General features: G+C 65.1%; 17 protein-coding genes and 1 pseudogene. 13 read left to right on the top strand and 5 right to left on the bottom strand.

All coding sequences use genetic code 11. The annotated features are described in order from the left end of the window. Positions 1-11 precede the first annotated feature (11 nt). The 8 genes from denD (at position 12) to K289_RS0111100 (ending at position 7,228) form a co-directional block, all read left to right on the top strand. Positions 12-998 carry a D-erythronate dehydrogenase gene (denD, locus tag K289_RS0111135; protein WP_027551583.1) on the top strand — a complete coding sequence of 329 codons (987 nt, stop codon included), beginning with the start codon at positions 12-14 and terminating at the stop codon, positions 996-998. Positions 999-1,028: 30 nt separating this feature from the next. Then, positions 1,029-2,009 (top strand): sugar kinase, encoded by a 981-nt coding sequence (locus K289_RS0111130; protein ID WP_027551582.1) that lies wholly within the window; start codon positions 1,029-1,031, stop codon positions 2,007-2,009. 37 nt (positions 2,010-2,046) lie between these two features. Beyond that, positions 2,047-2,697, top strand: a complete 651-nt coding sequence (gene eda, locus K289_RS0111125; RefSeq protein ID WP_027551581.1) for a bifunctional 4-hydroxy-2-oxoglutarate aldolase/2-dehydro-3-deoxy-phosphogluconate aldolase — start codon at positions 2,047-2,049, stop codon at positions 2,695-2,697. A 56-nt stretch (positions 2,698-2,753) separates the two neighbouring features. Continuing rightward, entirely contained in the window at positions 2,754-3,923 is a 1,170-nt protein-coding gene (locus K289_RS0111120) for an acetyl-CoA acetyltransferase (protein WP_027551580.1), read from the top strand. 124 nt (positions 3,924-4,047) lie between these two features. Continuing rightward, entirely contained in the window at positions 4,048-4,248 is a 201-nt protein-coding gene (locus K289_RS0111115; protein WP_027551579.1) for a hypothetical protein, read from the top strand. 124 nt (positions 4,249-4,372) lie between these two features. Beyond that, on the top strand, positions 4,373-5,572 hold the full coding sequence (locus K289_RS0111110) for a CaiB/BaiF CoA-transferase family protein (RefSeq protein WP_027551578.1): 1,200 nt from the start codon (positions 4,373-4,375) through the stop codon (positions 5,570-5,572). A gap of 157 nt (positions 5,573-5,729) precedes the next feature. Beyond that, on the top strand, positions 5,730-6,866 hold the full coding sequence (locus K289_RS0111105; RefSeq protein WP_027551577.1) for a thiolase family protein: 1,137 nt from the start codon (positions 5,730-5,732) through the stop codon (positions 6,864-6,866). Beyond that, the gene (locus K289_RS0111100) at positions 6,863-7,228 is read left to right on the top strand and encodes a Zn-ribbon domain-containing OB-fold protein (RefSeq protein WP_027551576.1); all 366 of its coding nucleotides are present in this window, start codon (positions 6,863-6,865) and stop codon (positions 7,226-7,228) included. The genes K289_RS0111105 and K289_RS0111100 overlap by 4 nt, the downstream gene beginning before the upstream one ends. 239 nt (positions 7,229-7,467) lie before the next feature. Here K289_RS0111100 and K289_RS50345 read toward each other — a convergent pair whose 3' ends face one another. Further along, a complete protein-coding gene (locus K289_RS50345; RefSeq protein ID WP_145927836.1) occupies positions 7,468-7,704 on the bottom strand; it encodes a hypothetical protein in 237 nt (78 codons plus the stop codon). A gap of 33 nt (positions 7,705-7,737) precedes the next feature. Here K289_RS50345 and K289_RS0111090 point away from each other — a divergent pair, with 33 nt between their 5' ends. Then, positions 7,738-8,265 carry a carboxymuconolactone decarboxylase family protein gene (locus K289_RS0111090; protein WP_027551575.1) on the top strand — a complete coding sequence of 176 codons (528 nt, stop codon included), beginning with the start codon at positions 7,738-7,740 and terminating at the stop codon, positions 8,263-8,265. A 26-nt stretch (positions 8,266-8,291) separates the two neighbouring features. After that, complete coding sequence (locus K289_RS0111085; RefSeq protein ID WP_027551574.1) at positions 8,292-8,594, top strand: nucleoside triphosphate pyrophosphohydrolase family protein; 303 nt, start codon at positions 8,292-8,294, stop codon at positions 8,592-8,594. A 190-nt stretch (positions 8,595-8,784) separates the two neighbouring features. Here the strand turns inward: K289_RS0111085 and glsA are convergent. From glsA to K289_RS0111070, 3 genes and pseudogenes are all read right to left on the bottom strand, one after another. Beyond that, positions 8,785-10,631: pseudogene (glsA, locus tag K289_RS44205) on the bottom strand (glutaminase A). 22 nt (positions 10,632-10,653) lie between these two features. Next, positions 10,654-12,852, bottom strand: coding sequence for a TRAP transporter permease (locus K289_RS0111075; RefSeq protein WP_027551573.1), 2,199 nt, complete (start codon positions 12,850-12,852; stop codon positions 10,654-10,656). Positions 12,853-12,951: 99 nt separating this feature from the next. After that, positions 12,952-14,115 (bottom strand): TAXI family TRAP transporter solute-binding subunit, encoded by a 1,164-nt coding sequence (locus K289_RS0111070; RefSeq protein WP_027551572.1) that lies wholly within the window; start codon positions 14,113-14,115, stop codon positions 12,952-12,954. Between the two features lie 55 nt (positions 14,116-14,170). Here K289_RS0111070 and K289_RS50340 point away from each other — a divergent pair, with 55 nt between their 5' ends. Continuing rightward, a complete protein-coding gene (locus K289_RS50340) occupies positions 14,171-14,335 on the top strand; it encodes a hypothetical protein (RefSeq protein WP_156917912.1) in 165 nt (54 codons plus the stop codon). A gap of 112 nt (positions 14,336-14,447) precedes the next feature. Here the strand turns inward: K289_RS50340 and K289_RS0111060 are convergent, their stop codons facing one another. Beyond that, positions 14,448-14,675: an acetyl-CoA carboxylase biotin carboxyl carrier protein subunit gene (locus tag K289_RS0111060; protein WP_256380000.1), complete on the bottom strand. Its 228-nt coding sequence runs from the start codon at positions 14,673-14,675 to the stop codon at positions 14,448-14,450. A gap of 92 nt (positions 14,676-14,767) precedes the next feature. Between K289_RS0111060 and K289_RS0111055 the strand changes: the two genes are divergently transcribed. Both K289_RS0111055 and K289_RS0111050 read left to right on the top strand, forming a co-directional pair. Next, positions 14,768-15,742: an IclR family transcriptional regulator gene (locus K289_RS0111055; protein WP_027551570.1), complete on the top strand. Its 975-nt coding sequence runs from the start codon at positions 14,768-14,770 to the stop codon at positions 15,740-15,742. Further along, the gene (locus K289_RS0111050) at positions 15,672-17,231 is read left to right on the top strand and encodes an acyl-CoA carboxylase subunit beta (RefSeq protein ID WP_027551569.1); all 1,560 of its coding nucleotides are present in this window, start codon (positions 15,672-15,674) and stop codon (positions 17,229-17,231) included. The genes K289_RS0111055 and K289_RS0111050 overlap by 71 nt, the downstream gene beginning before the upstream one ends. The last annotated feature ends 200 nt before the right edge of the window (positions 17,232-17,431 follow it).

Raw genomic sequence — 17,431 nt, 5'->3', positions numbered from 1 at the left:
GGAGTAGGCTCTTGCACATTCTGGTTCTCGGCGCTGCCGGCATGGTCGGCCGCAAACTCTGTGAACGGCTGCTGCGCGACGGCCGCCTCGGCAAGAGCGACATCACAAAATTGACCATGCATGACGTGGTCGAGCCGAAGAAGCCGGAAAACGCCGGCTTTCCCGTCGAGACCGTGTCGGGTGACTTCGCCGTGCCGGGCGCGGCCGAGAAGCTGATCGCGGGCCGTCCGGACGTGATCTTCCATCTCGCCGCCATCGTCTCCGGCGAAGCCGAGCTCGATTTCGACAAAGGCTACCGCATCAATCTCGACGGCACGCGGATGCTGCTCGACGCCATCCGCCTTGCGGGCGGCGGCTACAAGCCGCGCGTGGTGTTCACGTCCTCGATCGCGGTGTTCGGCGCGCCGTTCCCGGACGCGATCGGCGACGAGTTCTTCCACACGCCGTTGCTCAGCTACGGCACCCAGAAGGCGATCGGCGAACTGCTGCTCGCCGACTATTCGCGCCGCGGCTTCCTCGACGGCATCGGCATCCGCCTGCCGACCATCTGCATCCGGCCCGGCCTGCCCAACAAGGCGGCATCCGGCTTCTTCTCCAACATCCTGCGCGAGCCGCTTGCCGGCAAGGAGGCGATCCTGCCGGTCTCGGAGGACGTCCGCCACTGGCACGCCACGCCGCGCTCTGCCGTGGGCTTCCTGCTCCATGCCGGCACGATGGATCTCGCCGCTGTCGGTCCGCGCCGCAACCTCACCATGCCCGGCCTGTCCGCAACCGTCGGCGAGCAAATTGCCGCCCTGAAGCGCGTCGCTGGCGAGAAAGTCGCCGCGCGCATCAAGCGCGAGCCGGATCCCTTCATCGTCGGCATCGTCGGCGGCTGGCCGCGCAATTTCGATGCGAAGCGCTCGCGCGAGCTAGGCTTCACCACCGCCGAGCAGAGCTTCGACGATATCATCCGCATTCACATCGAAGACGAGCTTGGCGGCAACTTCGTCGCCTGACGTAAACCGGTGAACAGTGTGGGTCGACAGATGGCGAGCGTTGCTTGCATCGGCGAGTGCATGGTCGAGCTCAGGCAGGCCCAAGGTGGACAGTCTGCCGGACAATCCAGCGGGCAGGGCGGCGGCCTCTATTCGCGCGGCTTCGGCGGCGACACCCTCAACACGGCGGTCTATCTGGCGCGGCTCGAGGTCAAGGTCGACTATTTCACCGCGCTCGGCGATGACGCCTTGAGCGAGGAAATGGTCGCGGCCTGGGCCGCGGAGGGCGTCGGCACCAGGCGCGTCGTGCGACTGCCGGGCAAGCTGCCGGGCCTCTACATGATCCAGCTAGATGCCAAGGGCGAGCGCCAGTTCTTCCACTGGCGCGACAGCGCGGCGGCGCGCCGGCTGATGGATATTCCGGAGACGGAGGAGATCCTCAACTCGTTGATGAGCTACGACATCATCTATCTCTCGGCGATCACGCTCTCGATCTACGATCCGGCCGGGCGCGAGCGCCTGTTCGCGGCGATCAAGCGCGCGCGGCTGCTCGGCACCCGCTTCGTGTTCGACACCAATTTCCGCGCGCGCGGCTGGCCGGATCGCGACGTCGCTCGCGAGGTCTTCGATGCGGCGTTTGCGACAGCCGATATCGTACTGACCTCGACCGAGGATTTGCTCGCGCTCTATCCCGGCGAGAGCCATGACCAGCTGATGGCGCGCATTCCGGCGCCAGAACTTGTGTTCCGGCTCGCCGAGCCCGTCAGCCTGCTGCGCTTTCCCGGCGGGACGAGCGAGATCCGTGCCGAGCCGATGACCAAGCCGGTGGTCGACACCACCGCGGCCGGCGACAGCTTTGCCGCGGCCTATATCGCGGCCCGGCTCGCCGGTTCCGATCCGGTCGAGGCTGCCCAGGCCGGTCACCGTCTCGCGAGCCTCGTGATCTGCTATCCCGGCGCCATCATTCCGGGCTATGCCATGCCGCCGAAGAAACGGCACCGGCCGGCGACCTCACGCCAAGCGACCAAGTGATAAGCGACCAAGTGAAACGAAAGCCAAGATTCACGCGATGACCACGACTGCCCAACAGAACCAACTCGTCGCGCTGTTCAAGGCCGCGACTGTCATCCCCGTCCTCACCATCGAGCGTATCCAGGATGCCGTGCCGCTGGCGCGTGCGCTGGTCGCCGGGGGCGTCCGCACGCTGGAGGTGACCCTGCGCACCCCCGTTGCGATCGAGGCAGCGAGGGCGATGATGTCAGAGGTGCCCGAGGCGATCGTCGGCATCGGAACCATCCTCAATCCGGCCGACTTCGCCCGCGTCGAGAAGCTGGGCGTCAAGTTCGGCATCAGCCCGGGCCTGACCCCCGATCTGCTGAAGGCCGCAGCCGACAGCGCCTTGCCGTTCGCGCCGGGCATCGCGACCGCGTCCGAGCTGATGATGGCCCTGGCGGCGGGCTTCGACCTCGCAAAGTTCTTCCCGGCCGAGCAGGCCGGCGGCATCAAGGGCCTGCGGGCGCTCGGCGGTCCGTTCCCGAACGTGCGGTTCTGTCCCACCGGCGGCGTCGGGGAGGCCAATGCCGCGACCTGGCTTGCCGAGCCCAATGTGGTGGCGGTCGGCGGGTCCTGGCTGTGCCCGACGGCGGAGATCAGGGCCGGGAACTGGGCCGGCATAACTGCCATCTGCCAGCGCACCCTGGAGGCCCTGAAAGCCGCGTGAAGTCTTGCGATCGATGGGCTAAGACTTAGGTCAGGTAAGACCTAGGGAGATTGACCATGACCGCCAGCATCGTCGGATGGGCGCATACGCCGTTCGGCAAGTTCGACACCGAGACCGTCGAAAGCCTCGTCACCCGCGTCGCCAATGAGGCGCTGGCGGACGCCGGCATTGCCGCCTCCGACGTCGACGAGATCGTGCTCGGCCATTTCAACGCCGGCTTCTCGCCGCAGGATTTTACCGCCTCGCTGGTGCTCCAGGCCGACCCGCATCTGCGCTTCAAGCCGGCGACCCGCGTGGAGAACGCCTGCGCGACCGGCTCCGCCGCAGTGCACCAGGGACTGCGCGCGATCGCCGCAGGGGCTGCCAAGATCGTGCTGGTCGTCGGCGTCGAGCAGATGACGCGCACGCCGGGGCCGGAGATCGGCAAGAACCTGTTGAAGGCGTCCTATCTGCCCGAGGATGGCGACACCGTCGGCGGCTTCGCCGGCGTGTTCGGCAAGATCGCCAGCGGCTATTTCCAGAAATACGGCGATCAGTCCGATGCGCTGGCGCTGATCGCGGCCAAGAACCACAAGAACGGCGTCGCCAATCCCTTCGCCCAGATGCGCAAGGATTTCGGCTTCGAGTTCTGCCGCGCCGAGAGTGAGAAGAACCCGTTTGTCGCGGGACCCCTGAAGCGCACCGACTGCTCGCTCGTCTCGGACGGCGCCGCGGCGCTGGTGCTGGCCGACGCCGAGATAGCCAAGGGCATGGGCAAGTCGATCGGCTTCCGCGCCACCGCGCATGCCCAGGATTTCCTGCCGATGTCGAAGCGCGACATCCTCCAGTTCGAGGGCTGCACGGTTGCCTGGCAGCGCGCGCTGGAGAAGGCCGGAATCTCGCTCTCCGACTTGTCCTTCGTCGAGACCCATGACTGCTTCACGGTCGCCGAGCTGATCGAGTACGAAGCGATGGGTCTGACGCCGAAGGGGCAGGGTGCCCGCGCCATCAAGGAAGGCTGGACGCTCAAGGACGGAAAGCTGCCGGTCAATCCGTCCGGCGGCCTGAAGGCCAAGGGCCATCCGATCGGTGCCACCGGCGTCTCGATGCACGTGATGACCGCGATGCAGCTTGCGGGCCAGGCCCCCGAGGGCATGCAGCTCAAGAACGCCAAGCTCGGCGGCATCTTCAACATGGGCGGCGCCGCCGTCGCCAACTACGTTTCCGTGCTGGAGCCGTTGAAGTAAGCTTTCGTAGGGTGGGCAAAGGCGCAATGCGCCGTGCCCACCTTTATCTTTGCGTTAAGTCATGGTGGGTACGCTGCGCTTTGCCCACCCTACTGCTCTTGATTGATTTTACAGGATTCGCATCATGAGCAATGACACGTCACTTTCACTCGACGAAATCAACGATCGCATTGCGATCCTCGAAGGCAATATCAGGCAGCTCATCGAGCAGGCCGCCGCCGCTTCCGGCGAGCAGAGCGAGGCACGCATCGCCGATCGCATCAACCAGCAGAACGAAGAACTCGAGCGGCTGCTGAAGATCCGCGAATCCCGCCAGAAGAAATAGCGCCTCTGCCGCCGCGCGGTGCATGCGGGCATACGTTCTCCGCCCTTGCTCGCGCCGCGCCGCTGCCGTTAGCTGGACCGAAATCGCGGGCCGATAGCTGAGCCCGCGCAATCGGGAGTGAACGATGGGGCCTTTAGCGGGCATCAAGGTCATCGACATGACGACCGTGCTGATGGGGCCCTATGCGACCCAGATGCTCGGCGACTACGGTGCCGATGTCATCAAGGTGGAATCGCTCGAGGGTGACGTCACCCGTCTGATCGGCCCGATGCGGCATGCCGGCATGGGGCCGGTGTTCCTCAACACCAATCGCAGCAAGCGCTCGATCTGCCTCGACCTCAAGAAGCCCGCCGGCCGGGAGGCCGTGCTGCGGCTGCTGAGGGGGGCAGACGTCCTCGTCTACAACGTCCGCCCGCAGGCCATGGCGCGGCTGCAACTTGGTTATGACGTCGTCTCCGAGATCAATCCGCGCCTGGTCTATGCCGGCGTGTTCGGCTTCGGCCAGGACGGGCCCTATGCGGCCAAGCCCGCCTATGACGATTTGATTCAAGGTGCCACCGCGCTGCCGGCGCTGATGGCGCAGACCGGCGACGGCGTGCCGCGCTACGTGCCCAATGCGCTGGTCGACCGCATCGTGGGCTTAACCGCCGTCGGCGCGATCTGCGCCAGCCTCGTGCATCGCGACCGTACCGGGCGCGGCCAGCGCGTCGACATCCCGATGTTCGAAACCATGGCGGGCTTCGTCATGGGTGATCACATGGGCGGGCTGACCTACGAGCCGCCGCTCGACAAGGGCGGCTATGCCCGCCACCTCTCGCGCGACCGCAGACCTTACAAGACGTCAGACGGCTATCTCAGCGTCATCGTCTACAACGACAAGCAGTGGGAGAACTTCTTCAAGGCCACGGAGCGCGATGACCTGCGCGCCGATCCGAAGTTTGCCACCTTCGCCGGCCGCGCCGCCAGTATCGACGTCGTCTACGCCGAGCTCGCGCGCATCTTCGAGACGCGCACCACGGGCGAATGGATCGAGCTGCTCACCAAAGCCGACGTGCCGGTGATGCCGATGCACGACCTCGCGTCGATCCTGCACGATGAGCACCTGGAGGCGACCGGCTTTTTCCCCGTCGTCGAGCATCCGACCGAAGGCCCGATCCGCAGCATGAAGGTCACCGCGAGCTGGTCGGAGACCGAGGCCGAGCCGGTTCGACTCGCGCCACGGCTCAACGAGCACGGCGCGGAGATCTTGCGAGAGATCGGGTACGCCGCAGACGAGATTGCGGCCATGGTCAGCGATGGTGTTACACGTTCTTTCCCGGAGTAGGGGCAAGCGATGGCAAAGGCTCTCTCATTCGTCATTCCGGGGCGCGCCCATTTGGGGCGCGAGCCCGGAATCCATTTATCTCCTGAACATGCTGAACGATGGATTCCGGGCTCGCGACGTCGTCGCGCCCCGGAATGACGACAGGGAGGTTGATCCCATGAGCTTCATCACCGGCGTCGGCCTCACACCCTACGGCAAGCACGAAGGCTCGTCCTCGCTCGACCTGATGAGCAGGGCTGCCCAGCTCGCGATCGACGATGCCGGGCTCAAGCGCGCCGAGATCGACGGCATTCTCTGCGGCTATTCGACCGTCTCACCGCACATCATGCTGGCGACCGTGTTCGCCGAGCACTTCGGCATTCGTCCTTCTTATGCTCATGCTGTGCAGGTCGGCGGCGCCACGGGGCTGGCGATGACGATGCTCGCGCATCATCTCGTCGAGGCCGGCGTGGTGCGGCATGTGCTCGTGGTGGCCGGCGAGAACCGTCTTACAGGACAGAGCCGCGATGCCTCGATCCAGGCGCTGGCTCAGGTCGGTCATCCCGACTACGAGGTGCCGCTGGGGCCGACCATCCCCGCCTATTACGGCCTCGTCGCCTCACGCTACATGCACGAATACGGCGTGAGCGAAGAAGACCTTGCCGAGTTCGCGGTGCTGATGCGCGAGCATGCCTGCACGCATCCCGGTGCGCAATTTCACGAGCCGATCACGGTCGCCGACGTCATGGCCTCGAAGCCGGTGGCGATGCCGCTGAAGCTGCTCGACTGCTGTCCGGTGTCCGATGGCGGCGCGGCGTTCGTCGTCAGCCGCGAGCGGACGGGCGCGGCCGGGGTGCGCATTCGCGGCTGCGCCCAGGCTCACACGCATCAGCATGTCACGGCGGCACCTGCCCTGAGCGAGCTTGGCGCCGAGATCTCCATCGCGCGCGCCAAGGAGGCGACGGGCCTTGCGATCTCGGACGTGCGCTACGCTGCCGTCTACGACAGTTTTACCATCACGCTCGCGATGCTGCTGGAAGACCTCGGGCTTGCGGGTCGCGGCGAGGCGGCGGCGCGGGTGCGCGCCGGGCATTTCGGCCGCGACGGGGCAATGCCGCTCAACACCCATGGTGGCCTTCTCAGCTACGGCCATTGTGGCGTCGGCGGCGCCATGGCGCATCTGGTCGAGACGCATCTGCAGATGACGGGGCGGGCGGCGAATCGCCAGGTGCGCGACGCCTCAATTGCGCTGCTGCACGGTGATGGCGGCGTGCTGTCCTCGCATGTCAGCATGTTCCTGGAGCAGGTGCGATGAGCAGCAACGAGCGAATTGGCGACTGGACCAGGGGCGAAGAGGCCATCACGTACCAGACCTGCGGCTCATGCGGCCATGTGCAATATTTTCACCGCGCCTTCTGCGCGGCTTGCGGAGCTGCCAATCCGCGCCAGCAGCACGCAAGCGGCAAGGGCAGGGTCTATGCGACCTCGCTGGTCTGCCGCGCCGCCACGCCCGAGACGCGCGCGCACGTGCCCTACAACATCCTGCTGGTCGATTGCGCCGAGGGTTTTCGCATGATGGCGCACGGCGAGGCCGGTCTTGCCATCGGCGATGAGGTCGATGCGAGCTTCAAGTCCTTTGCCGGCAAGCTCGTGCCGTTCTTCACCAAGAAGGCGTAGTAGGATTCGTCATTCGGGGGCGGTCCAGAAGGACCGAACCTGGAACGGGATTCTGGGCCTGGCTTGTGCGAGAGCCACCCCGGAATGACGAAAACACTCATACTAACGCTAACGCCCGTAGAACAATATGCTGGCGATGACGAGCATCGCCGTCACCGCCAGCATATGCGCGAGCGCTCCCGAGGCCGCCCTCCTGGTGGCTTCCCTCATGCCTTTTTCTCCCTAGACTTGGGCGTGACTCATCGTTGCGCGCGCTGCGCAATCGATGGCCAATTATTTTTACTCGGAACACCCCACTTCGAGTATTCGCCGCGATTTGTCCCCACGCGGCGAATATCGACTGTGCCAAGGTCGATCAGCAATGCGGCGGCAATTTGACTCGATAATGTTGCTCCTGCGTCGGCGTGCGAATACAGTTTCCGGGAATTTTCGCCGACAACGACAAAAAGCATCGAAAGTCCGAGGAAAATCCTCAAGGAAACTCTTCGGCCAAAATCCTCAGGAAAATCATGGCCCGCATCGACTACAGCGATCCGTCCAAGGCATCCGACCGCACCCGCGAGATCCTCGACAAGAACCGCCACGCCAACATCTTCCGCATGATGGCGCATTCGCCGAGCTATTTTGAACAGTACTGCCGGCTCGGCGGCGCCATCCGCCACAAGGGCGAGCTCGATCCGATCGTGCGCGAGCTCGCGATCACGCGCACCGGAATTCTGTGCGAGGCGCCGTACGAGATCGTCGCACACAAGCGCATCGGCAAGAATGTCGGCGTCACCGACGAGCAGAACGAAGCGCTGGTGAACTGGCAGGCCGCGAGCTGTTTCGACGAGACGCAGCGCGCCGCGCTCGCCTTCACCGACGAGATCGTCAAGCTGAACAAGCCGACGGATGCGACGTTCAAGGCGATCGCCTCAAAGCTCACGCCGGCCGCGCTGGTCGAGCTGCAGCTCTCGGTCGGCTTCTACATCATGACCTCGAAATTCCTCGAGACCTTCGAGATCGATCTGCAGCCCGTGACCGAAGTGGTGGGCTGATCCGACAGCAGCGGCGAGGGATGCCGATGACGATCGATGAATATGCGGCCTGGGCCGCAACCATTGCGAAAGTCGAAGAGCACCCGTCGAACGAGCGGTTGTCCTATCTCGGTCTTGGCCTCGCCGGCGAGTCCGGCGAAGTCGCCGACCACATCAAGAAGCTCCTCCGCGACGGTTGGCTCGATCAGGCGGGTCTCGTCGATGAACTCGGCGATGTCATCTACTACTGGGCCTGCCTGTGCGCGGCGACCGGCCAGACGCCGTCCGAACTGCTCAAGAAAAGCGCAGCCAGGATCAACCGGCGGCTCAGCGAGGCCGCGAGCCGCTAGACGATCCCTTCGTGCGGTCAATCTGATGGACCTCATCCTGAGGGCCCGCTGGAAGCGGGCGTCTCGAAGGATGGCCGCGGGCGGGATCTCGCCTCTGGCCGTCCTTCGAGACGCGCGCAAGAGCGCGCTCCGCAGGACGAGGCCGATGGGTGACGGCAGACAAACAGGCGCCTGAAGATCCCGGAGGGCCTCACATCGACGTCAGGATGTCGACCTTGGCGTTGGCCACGATCAGGCGATCGGCGAGGAGCTGCGCCAAATTGCGCATGATACGCTCGCCGGCGCGCGGGTGCTGCTTGCGGAAACGTTCGAAATCCTTCAATGGCACCTCGAACGCGGTCGCGGCCATGTCGGCGAACACGTCGGCGGAGCGGGTCTGCTCCAGGAGCGCCATCTCGCCGAAGGCCATGCCGGCGGTCAGCGTTGCCAGCCGCACGCCGTCGGGCAGCGTGACGTGGACGGCGCCGCTGCGCAGGAAGAACAGGGCATCGGCCGGATCGCCGGTGGTCAGGATCTTCGCGCCGGATTGATAGGTCCTGATGGTGCAGAGTGAGGCCAGATCCGTCAGCTCCTCCTCGCCGAGGCCGGCGAGCAGGGGCTGCTCGGCAAGCTCGGTGGTCTCGTGGAAGTCGATCGAGCCTCCGTAGCGATAGACGATCTGGTCTTCCGCCCATTCGATCGCGGTGTCGAGCAGGTAGAAGTCGCGAACGTTCTTCAGCTCGGCGGTCCATTCGCGCAGGCTGTTCCATTCCCGGGAGGCGCGCTTGACCCGGACAGGACCACCGTGACATTCAGCGCCGCCAGTTCCTCAAAAGCCTCCGCAATCAGCCGCGCGCCGGCACGCGTCGTGGAGGTGACGCGGTGCAGGTCGAACACCACGATTTGCGGCCGCGGCCGCCCCGCCAGCCGCCGAGACACGTAGTCGACTGCGGATAGCGACAGCGTGCCAACCAGCTCGATGACCCGCACCTCCTGCTCATGGGCAGCCAGGATCTCGCGCTCCTGCGGACGGCGCACGCGCCGCGACGGGCTCTTGCCGATGTCGTAGTCGGCGATGACGGCGTTGCGGGCGTCGTCGCTGCGGTTGAGCATGTGCAGGTCGTAATGCGAGGACAGCGCCTCGCAGACCTTGATGCCGCGCACGCTGTTGCCGTGCTTGTCAAGCCGCGGCGAATAGCTGCCGAGCCCGAGGCGGGCGGGCAGGGCTGCGAGGATGCCGCCGCCGACGCCGCTCTTGGCGGGGATGCCGATCCGGTAGATCCACTCGCCGGCATAGTCGTACATGCCGGACGACGTCATGACCGACAGCGTCCGCGCGATCGCGTATGGCGTCACCACCTGCTCGCCGGTGACCGGATTGACGCCGCGGTTGGCGAGCGTTGCCGCCATCACCGCGATGTCGCGCGCCGTCACCAGCACCGCGCATTGCCGGAAATAGACGTCGAGCACAGCGGCGACATTGTCCTTGATCACGGCATTGGTGCGCAGGAGATAGGCAATGGCGCGGTTGCGGTCGCCGGTCTGGCTTTCGGAGGTATAGACGGCCTCGTCGACGTCGAGATCGCGCCCGGCGAAACGTCCGAGCGCGAGGCGGATCTGCTCGAAGGCGTCGTCGCCCTTGCTCTCGTGAATCAGTCCGGTGCAGGCGATCGCGCCGGCATTGACCATCGGGTTGAACGGGTGGTTCTCGGCATTGAGCCGGATCGAGTTGAAGGGATCGCCCGACGGCTCGACGCCGATCGTGCTTTCGACCCGCGCCGCCCCGAGCAGATCCAGCGCCAGCGCGAACACGAACGGCTTTGACATCGACTGGATGGTGAAGGGCACCCGGCTGTCGCCCACTTCGTAGACGTGGCCGTCCAGCGTCGCGAGGCTGATGCCGAAATAGGCAGGGTCGGCCTTGCCGAGCTCGGGGATGTAGTCGGCGACCGCGCCGGAGGTTTCGGCGGAGAATTCGCTGAGACAATTGTCCAGAAACCGCAGCAAGGGCGGTTTCGAGCGGGTCCAGGCGGAGGCGGGAGGCGATAGCGGTTTCATCGCCTCTCTTTGTGCAACGCAATCAGGGTACGCGCAACCCGTCCGGCACCGCAGGCTGCCGCCGGACCAGCACTAGGGCGAGCAGAACCGTCGGCGCCAGGATGGCGAGCCCCAACAGCGTGATCTGCATCTGCGACAGTGGCATGATCCCACCGCCGGGGGTTGCGACCACGAAGCCGCCGATCACCAGCAGCACGCGGAGCGGCCACTCCAGCATGCCGGCGCCGCGGAGATCGCCGACGAAGGCCTGGTAGCCCTGGATGCCGCCGCAGATGAAGACGATGCCGAAGCAGGCGAGCCCGGTGAGCCCGAACGCCTCCAGATAGGGATCATTGCCCTGGAGCAGCAGCGCCGGATTGAGCACGAAGAAGAACGGGATGAAGTAGATGATGCTGCCGACCCACATGCTTTCCCACCCGGTCTTCATCGCGGGCGCGCCGGCGATCCCGGCGGCCGCAAACGAGGCGATCGCGACCGGCGGCGTGATCGAGGACAGCATGCCCCAGTAGAAGATGAACATATGCACCGCCATCTTGTTGAGCCCGAGCTTCTCCAGCGCCGGCGCCACCAGGATGGCGAGGAAGATGTAGCAGGACGTCGTGGTCAGCCCGAGCCCGAGGATCAGGCTGGTCACGGCGCACATGATGAGCAGCAGGAAGGCATCGCCGCCCGCGATGCTGAGGAGATCATTGGCGAGGCTCGAGATCACGCCGGTGAGCGAGAACGCGCCGATCAGGAGGCCGCAGCCGGCGAGGATCGCGATCAGCTCAACGAAGGTCTTGCCGTTCAGCTCCAGGAATTGCAGCCAGCGTGCGCCGCCCCAGTTCTTGCCGGGAAAGAACTCGTTCAGTACCGCCAACAGGCACATGCCCCACAGCGCGGCATTGAGCACACCGAACCAGAACATCGCTGCTGTCGCCACGATCGAGCCCGCGAGCACGAGCGTGTTGCCGAGCTTCCAGGGCGCCGGCCCCGACCATTGGTGCAGGATCACCAGCAGCACGGAGGCATAGAACGGCGCGTGGCTCTCGCGCTTGAAGTAGAGCAGCATCACCACGAGCACGACGATCACGAACAGATAATACCAGCCGTCCTTGAAGGCGTCCCAGAAGCGCGGCAGCTCGGTGCGCGGAAGGCCCTTCAGCTTGTGGCGGGCGGCATAGGCGTCGACCTGCGCGAACAGGCCGACATAATAAAGTACGGAGGGAATCGTCGCGGCGAGTGCCACGTCGGCATAGCTCGTGTTCATGAACTGCGCCATGACGAAGGCGGTGGCACCCAACACCGGCGGTGCCAGCACGGCGCCGGTCGACGCGCAGGCCTCGATCGCGCCGGAATAGGACGGCGTGAAGCCGGTCTTCTTCATGGCGGGGATCGTCATCGTGCCGGCGGTGAGCACGTTGGAGACGATGCTGCCGCCGACTGTGCCGAGCAGGCCGGAGGCGAACACGCAGACCTTCGCCGCGCCGCCGCGGAACGTGCCGCACATCGCGAACGCGATGTTGATGAAGAACTTCCCGGCGCCCGTCATCATCAGCGCGGTGCCGAACACGAGGAAGCCGATCACGGTGTCGGCAAAGGCCTGGATCGGGATTCCGAGCAGGCTTTCACCCGAGAGCATGTGATAGGACGTGGTCTGCTGCAGCGTCGATTGCGTGCCGCGGAACGGACCGAGCCAGGTGGAATCCGCAAACATCGGATAGAAGGTGAAGGGCAATACGCTGAGCAACAGGCTCCAGCCGCCGGTGCGCCGTAGCGCCTCCATCAGCACGAACCACATCACGAGTCCGGCGGCGACGACGTTGGCCGGTGCGCCGTCGAACTCCCAGCCGAATTGCGCAGCTTTGCGGATGTTCAGCATCAGCCAGATCGCCGAGCCGAAGGTCAGCGCGAACAGCAGCAGGTCATACCAGGGGATGCGGTCGAGCGGCGCCGTCTCCGATCCCGGGAAGATCAGGAAGGTGAACGGCAGCATCAGCGCGATCAGCAGGTAGAAATATTCGGTGTTGAGCTGCGTGTGGTCGATGAAGAACCGCAGCGAGAACTGCTGGTTGACGCACAGCAGGATGGTGGCCGCCGTGGCGACCATCAGCACCCAGCGCCACGTGCCCTGCAGTGTGCGGACGCGCGTGACCTCGGCTTCCTGCAAGTCCGCCGCCGCGCCGAGATGCGGATCCTCGAATTCGATCTTCTTCGCCGGCGCTGCCGCGCTGTCGGACATCTGCGCTCTCCTCAAACGTTGCTGCGGCAGGCTAAAGCATGATCCGGAAAAGTGTGGAGCGGTTTTCCGAGAAGATCATGCGCAAACAAGAAGTGACGATCAGTCGAACCCGTTCGGCATGTCGGCCTTGGCGAGCGCGGCCGCGCGCAGCTTCATCCAGCCGTCGAGGAACGCCTTGTCGTCCGATGGCGGATTGGATTTGCCGTAGTCGGCCCAGGCGGACGCGAGCACCTCCTGGCGCTTGAAGAGCTTGTTGTTGTGGGCCTCCTGCGCGTCGGTCCATTGCCCCGCCTCCTTCAGCGCTTTCACCGCGCCGGGATGTACTGGCACCACCCAGTTCTTGGTCTGCCGTTCTGCGGCGAGCCCGCCGGCGCCGGGTGCGGAGTCCTTGTAGGCGTCGTAGTTCGCGATCATCGCCTTGGTCATCGCATAGACCTGGTCGGCTGGTTGCGCGGCGTAGGCGACGAAGATCGGGTAGGGGTAGTTGCCGAGCTCGATCGGCTTGTCCGGCGAGATGCCGGCGCCGCAGGTCGCAAGCTGCGGGAAGAAGAACGAGCCGACCTTCTGCATCCGCGCCCAGCCTTCCTTGTCCTTGGCAGGCAGCGGCGGCCAGATCAGGCCGCGCGGCGAGGTCTCGGCTTCCTTGGCGGGGCCGGTGATGGTGGTGCCGAAGGAGGCATCGGTGTCGTTGTTGATCAGTCCCTTCCACATCGCGCCATAGCTTGCGAACTCGACGACCTTGACGTCGTCCTTCGTCAGACCGGCGAAGGCGAGCACGGCGAGCGAGTTCTGGTTCAGCGCCGGCGAGCCGACCACGAAGCCGACCCGTTTGCCTTTGAGGTCCCTGAGCTCCTTCACGCCTGAGTCCGCCGCGACGCCAAGCGAGCCGCAATTGCAGTCGACGGTCGAGAGCAGGATCTGGAGCGGCTGCGGGCCCCATTCCTTGCTACCGAACTCGAACACGCCTTCCTGCGCGAAGTAGGTGCCCGATCCCATCGCCGCGGAAGCCGCGCGCTTGGCGCGCAGCGGCGCGAGGCGCGCGACGTCATTGCCGGCCGGCAGCACGCGCACGTCGGTGCCGTATTTGTCCTTCATCATCTTGCCGACGCCGACCGCGATGTTGAAGCCCGCGGTTCCCGTGTCATAGGCGGTGAAGGTCAGGGTCGGCGGCAGCTTGATGTCTTCGGCGAAGACATAGCGTGTAGACGCAAAAGAAAAGCCCGCAACCAAGGCAGGCGCGAGCATGAGCAGCCCACGAAACATGTTTCCCTCCAATTGTCTCCGCTTGCCGCGAAGACTTTCTTGCTTGGATCGGATCATGTCATCGGCAATCGGCGATGGCAACGCCGTACCGCGCAGCGAAGAGTCGGGCAGACAGATTGTCGCGGACGACGAGCAGGTCAATCGCATCCGGCGTCTTGTCGATTGCAAAGTGCGCGGCCCATGGTTCGAGACGCGCCGCGAGCGGCGCTCCTCACCATGAGGTCTACGAAATTGCCGCGAAAATAGGCCGCATCCTGAGGAGCCCGCCGAATGCGGGCGTCGCGAAGGATGGGCCACAAAGAGATTGCTCACCCACGCGCTTGATGCGCGCTTCAGCTCGCGACGATCGCGATGGCCTGGCCTTCGGCGACGACGTCGTCGAGTTTCACGAGAAGCGATTTGATCGTGCCGGTCGCGGGCGAGGACACGGGGATCTCCATCTTCATGGCTTCGACGATTGCAACGTCATCGCCATCTGCGACGCTTCCGCCAACCTCCACGGGAATCGCGCACACGCGTCCCGCGACCTCCGTGACAATTCGAATATCTGGCATGCCAATCGCCTTTTTGTTGTCGTCGCAAAATGCCTGAGGTAGCGTGTCCTTCAAGCGGAATTTAATTCCGCACAGCGGAACACAGCTTGGTAGGGAACATGGGACGACGTTCGGAGCGCTTGAGTAGGCAAGGAATGCTCGCCGGCGATGCCGGTGAAGGTGATGTCATCCAGGTGGTATCGCGCGCGTTTGACGTGCTGCGATGCTTCGAGGGCCACGAGGCCCGGCTCGGCAATCTCGAGATTTCCAATCGCTGCGGCCTGCCGCGCTCGACGGTATCGCGGCTCACGCACACGCTGACTCGCATGGGCCAGCTCGTCTATCTGCCGCGTGACCAGAAATATCGGATCGGGCCGAGCGCGGTGGCGATGAGCGCTTCGATGATGAAGGGCGCGCAGCTCCGCAGCATGATCCGGCAGCGCCTCCAGGAGGTCGCCGATCAACTGCCGGGCACGGTCGGCTTCGTCGTGCCGGACCGCTTCCATCTCGTCTATGTGCAATTCGCACGCTCGGCGGCCGCACTCGGCCTGCATGAGGGCACCGGCAGCCGCATCTCGATGGCCTCGACCGCCGCGGGCGCGGCCTACACGGCGGCGCTGGCACCAGAGGTCGGCGATGCCTTGCTTGCGGAAATGGAACGCGAAGCCCCCGAGGCCGCGAAGACGCTGAAGCCTCGCATCGAGGCCAACCGCCAGTTCCTGCGCGAGCATGGCTATGTGGTGGCCTGCGGATTGTGGAGCCCGCACATCAACGGGCTCGCGGTGCCGATCTGGTCGCCGCAATATCAGACCTTCGTGGTCATCACGATCGGCCTCTTGTCTTCGATGTATGACGAGCAGCGGCTGCATGCGGAAGTCGCGCCGCTGATGGTTGAGCTCGGCCGGTCGCTGGGCAGTCTGGTCGAAGGCGCGGAAGCCGACGTGTTCAACAATCGTCTCGCGCGCAAGGCGATCGCGATGGCGGTGCAAAACAATAACAAGCCGATCACGCCGGGGGGATTGAATGAACTGGAAGCCGGAACTCGACGAGCTCGCCCGGCGCGAAGCCTTCGCGCGGGAGATGGGAGGCGTTGACAAGGTCAAGCGACAGCATGACCAGGGCCGGCTGACTGTTCGGGAGCGCATCGACAAGCTGATCGACAGAGGCAGCTTTCACGAAATCGGTGCCGTCTCCGGCATCGGCGAGTACGATCCGAAGGGCGAACTGAAGCACGTCACGCCGGCCAACTGCGTGTTCGGCCGCGCGCGTATGGATGGGCGCACCGTGGTCGTCGTCGGCGACGATTTTACCGTGCGCGGCGGCTCGGCCGATGCGTCGATCTCGGCCAAGCCGCTGATGGCTGAGGAGATGGCGCACGATTTTCGCCTCCCCATCATCCGCATCATCGAAGGCTCGGGCGGCGGCGGCTCGGTCAAGACGATCGAGACCAAGGGCGCCGCAAATCTGCCGGGCGGCATCGGCGGCACGCGCTGGTATCGCTTCACGACCGAAAACCTGTCCCGCGTGCCCGTAGTCGCGCTGGGCCTCGGCTCGGTCGCGGGCCTTGGCGCGGCGCGTCTTGCCGCCAGCCACTATTCGATCATGACGAAGTCCTCTGCGATGTTCGTCGCCGGACCGCCGGTTGTGAAGGCGCTGGGACAGGACCTCTCGAAGGGGGATCTCGGCGGCGCCGACATCCAGACCCGCGCCGGCGCGATTGATCATGCCGTCGAGACCGAGGAGGAGGCGTTTGCCTGCGCGCGCCGCTTCCTGTCCTATCTGCCGTCGTCGGTCTACGAGCTGCCGCCGACATTGCCCTGCACCGACGATCCCGACCGCGGCGAAGAAGCGCTGATGAACGCGGTGCCGCGCAACCGCAAGCAAGTCTACAAGATGCGCCCCATCATCGAGTCCGTCGTCGACAAGGGCTCGTTCTTCGAGGTCGCCAGGAATTTCGGCAGGCCGATCATCGCCGGGCTCGCGCGGCTCGAGGGCAGGGCGGTGCTACTGCTCGCCAGCGACAGCTTTCACTATGGCGGCTCATGGACGGCGGATGCGTGCCAGAAGGTGGTGCGCTGGGTCGATTTCGCCGAGACCTTCCATCTGCCGATCGTCTATCTCATGGACTGCCCCGGCTTCATGATCGGCCTGGATGCCGAGAAGGCGGCCACCATCCGCCATGGCGTCCGCGCCATGGCCGCGGTCAACCAGACCACGGTGCCCTGGTGCACGGTGATCCTGCGCAACGCCTTCGGCGTCGCCGGCGTGGTGCATCAACCGGCGGACCGCTTCTCGATCCGCTACGCCTGGCCCTCGGCCTATTGGGGCTCGCTGCCGCTCGAAGGCGGCATCGAGGCTGCCTACCGCGCCGACATCGACGCGGCAGAGGACAGGGCGGCCAAGCTGAAGGAAATCGAGGAGCGCCTCAACAAGCTGCGCTCGCCGTTCCGCTCGGCCGAAAAATTCTGGGTCGAGGAGATCATCGACCCCCGCAAGACACGATCGCTCTTGTGCGAGTTCGCGCGGCTGGCGGAGCCGCTGCGAACGCCGGGACCGCCGGGGAATATGACGATCCGGCCGTAGCTGCGCAGCGAAAGGCTGCGGTGCGAGGAACCATTTCCGGCGCTCCGCATTCACCGCGCATGAGGAACCTGTATTTCGGCATCGGCGCTCTCGCCGGCGCGCTGGTTCTCCTCACGATTTGGCTGGGCCAGCACGAACGGGAGGCGTCAATCAATCGCCTCCAGCAATGGGAGATTCCGCGCTCTCCTCAGCGCTAGCCA

Origin of the sequence: Bradyrhizobium sp. Cp5.3 (assembly GCF_000426265.1) — a bacterium.
Taxonomy (GTDB): domain Bacteria; phylum Pseudomonadota; class Alphaproteobacteria; order Rhizobiales; family Xanthobacteraceae; genus Bradyrhizobium; species Bradyrhizobium neotropicale.
The sequence above is the reverse complement of the archived record's forward strand: the minus strand, read 5'-3'. Positions and strand labels throughout refer to the sequence as shown.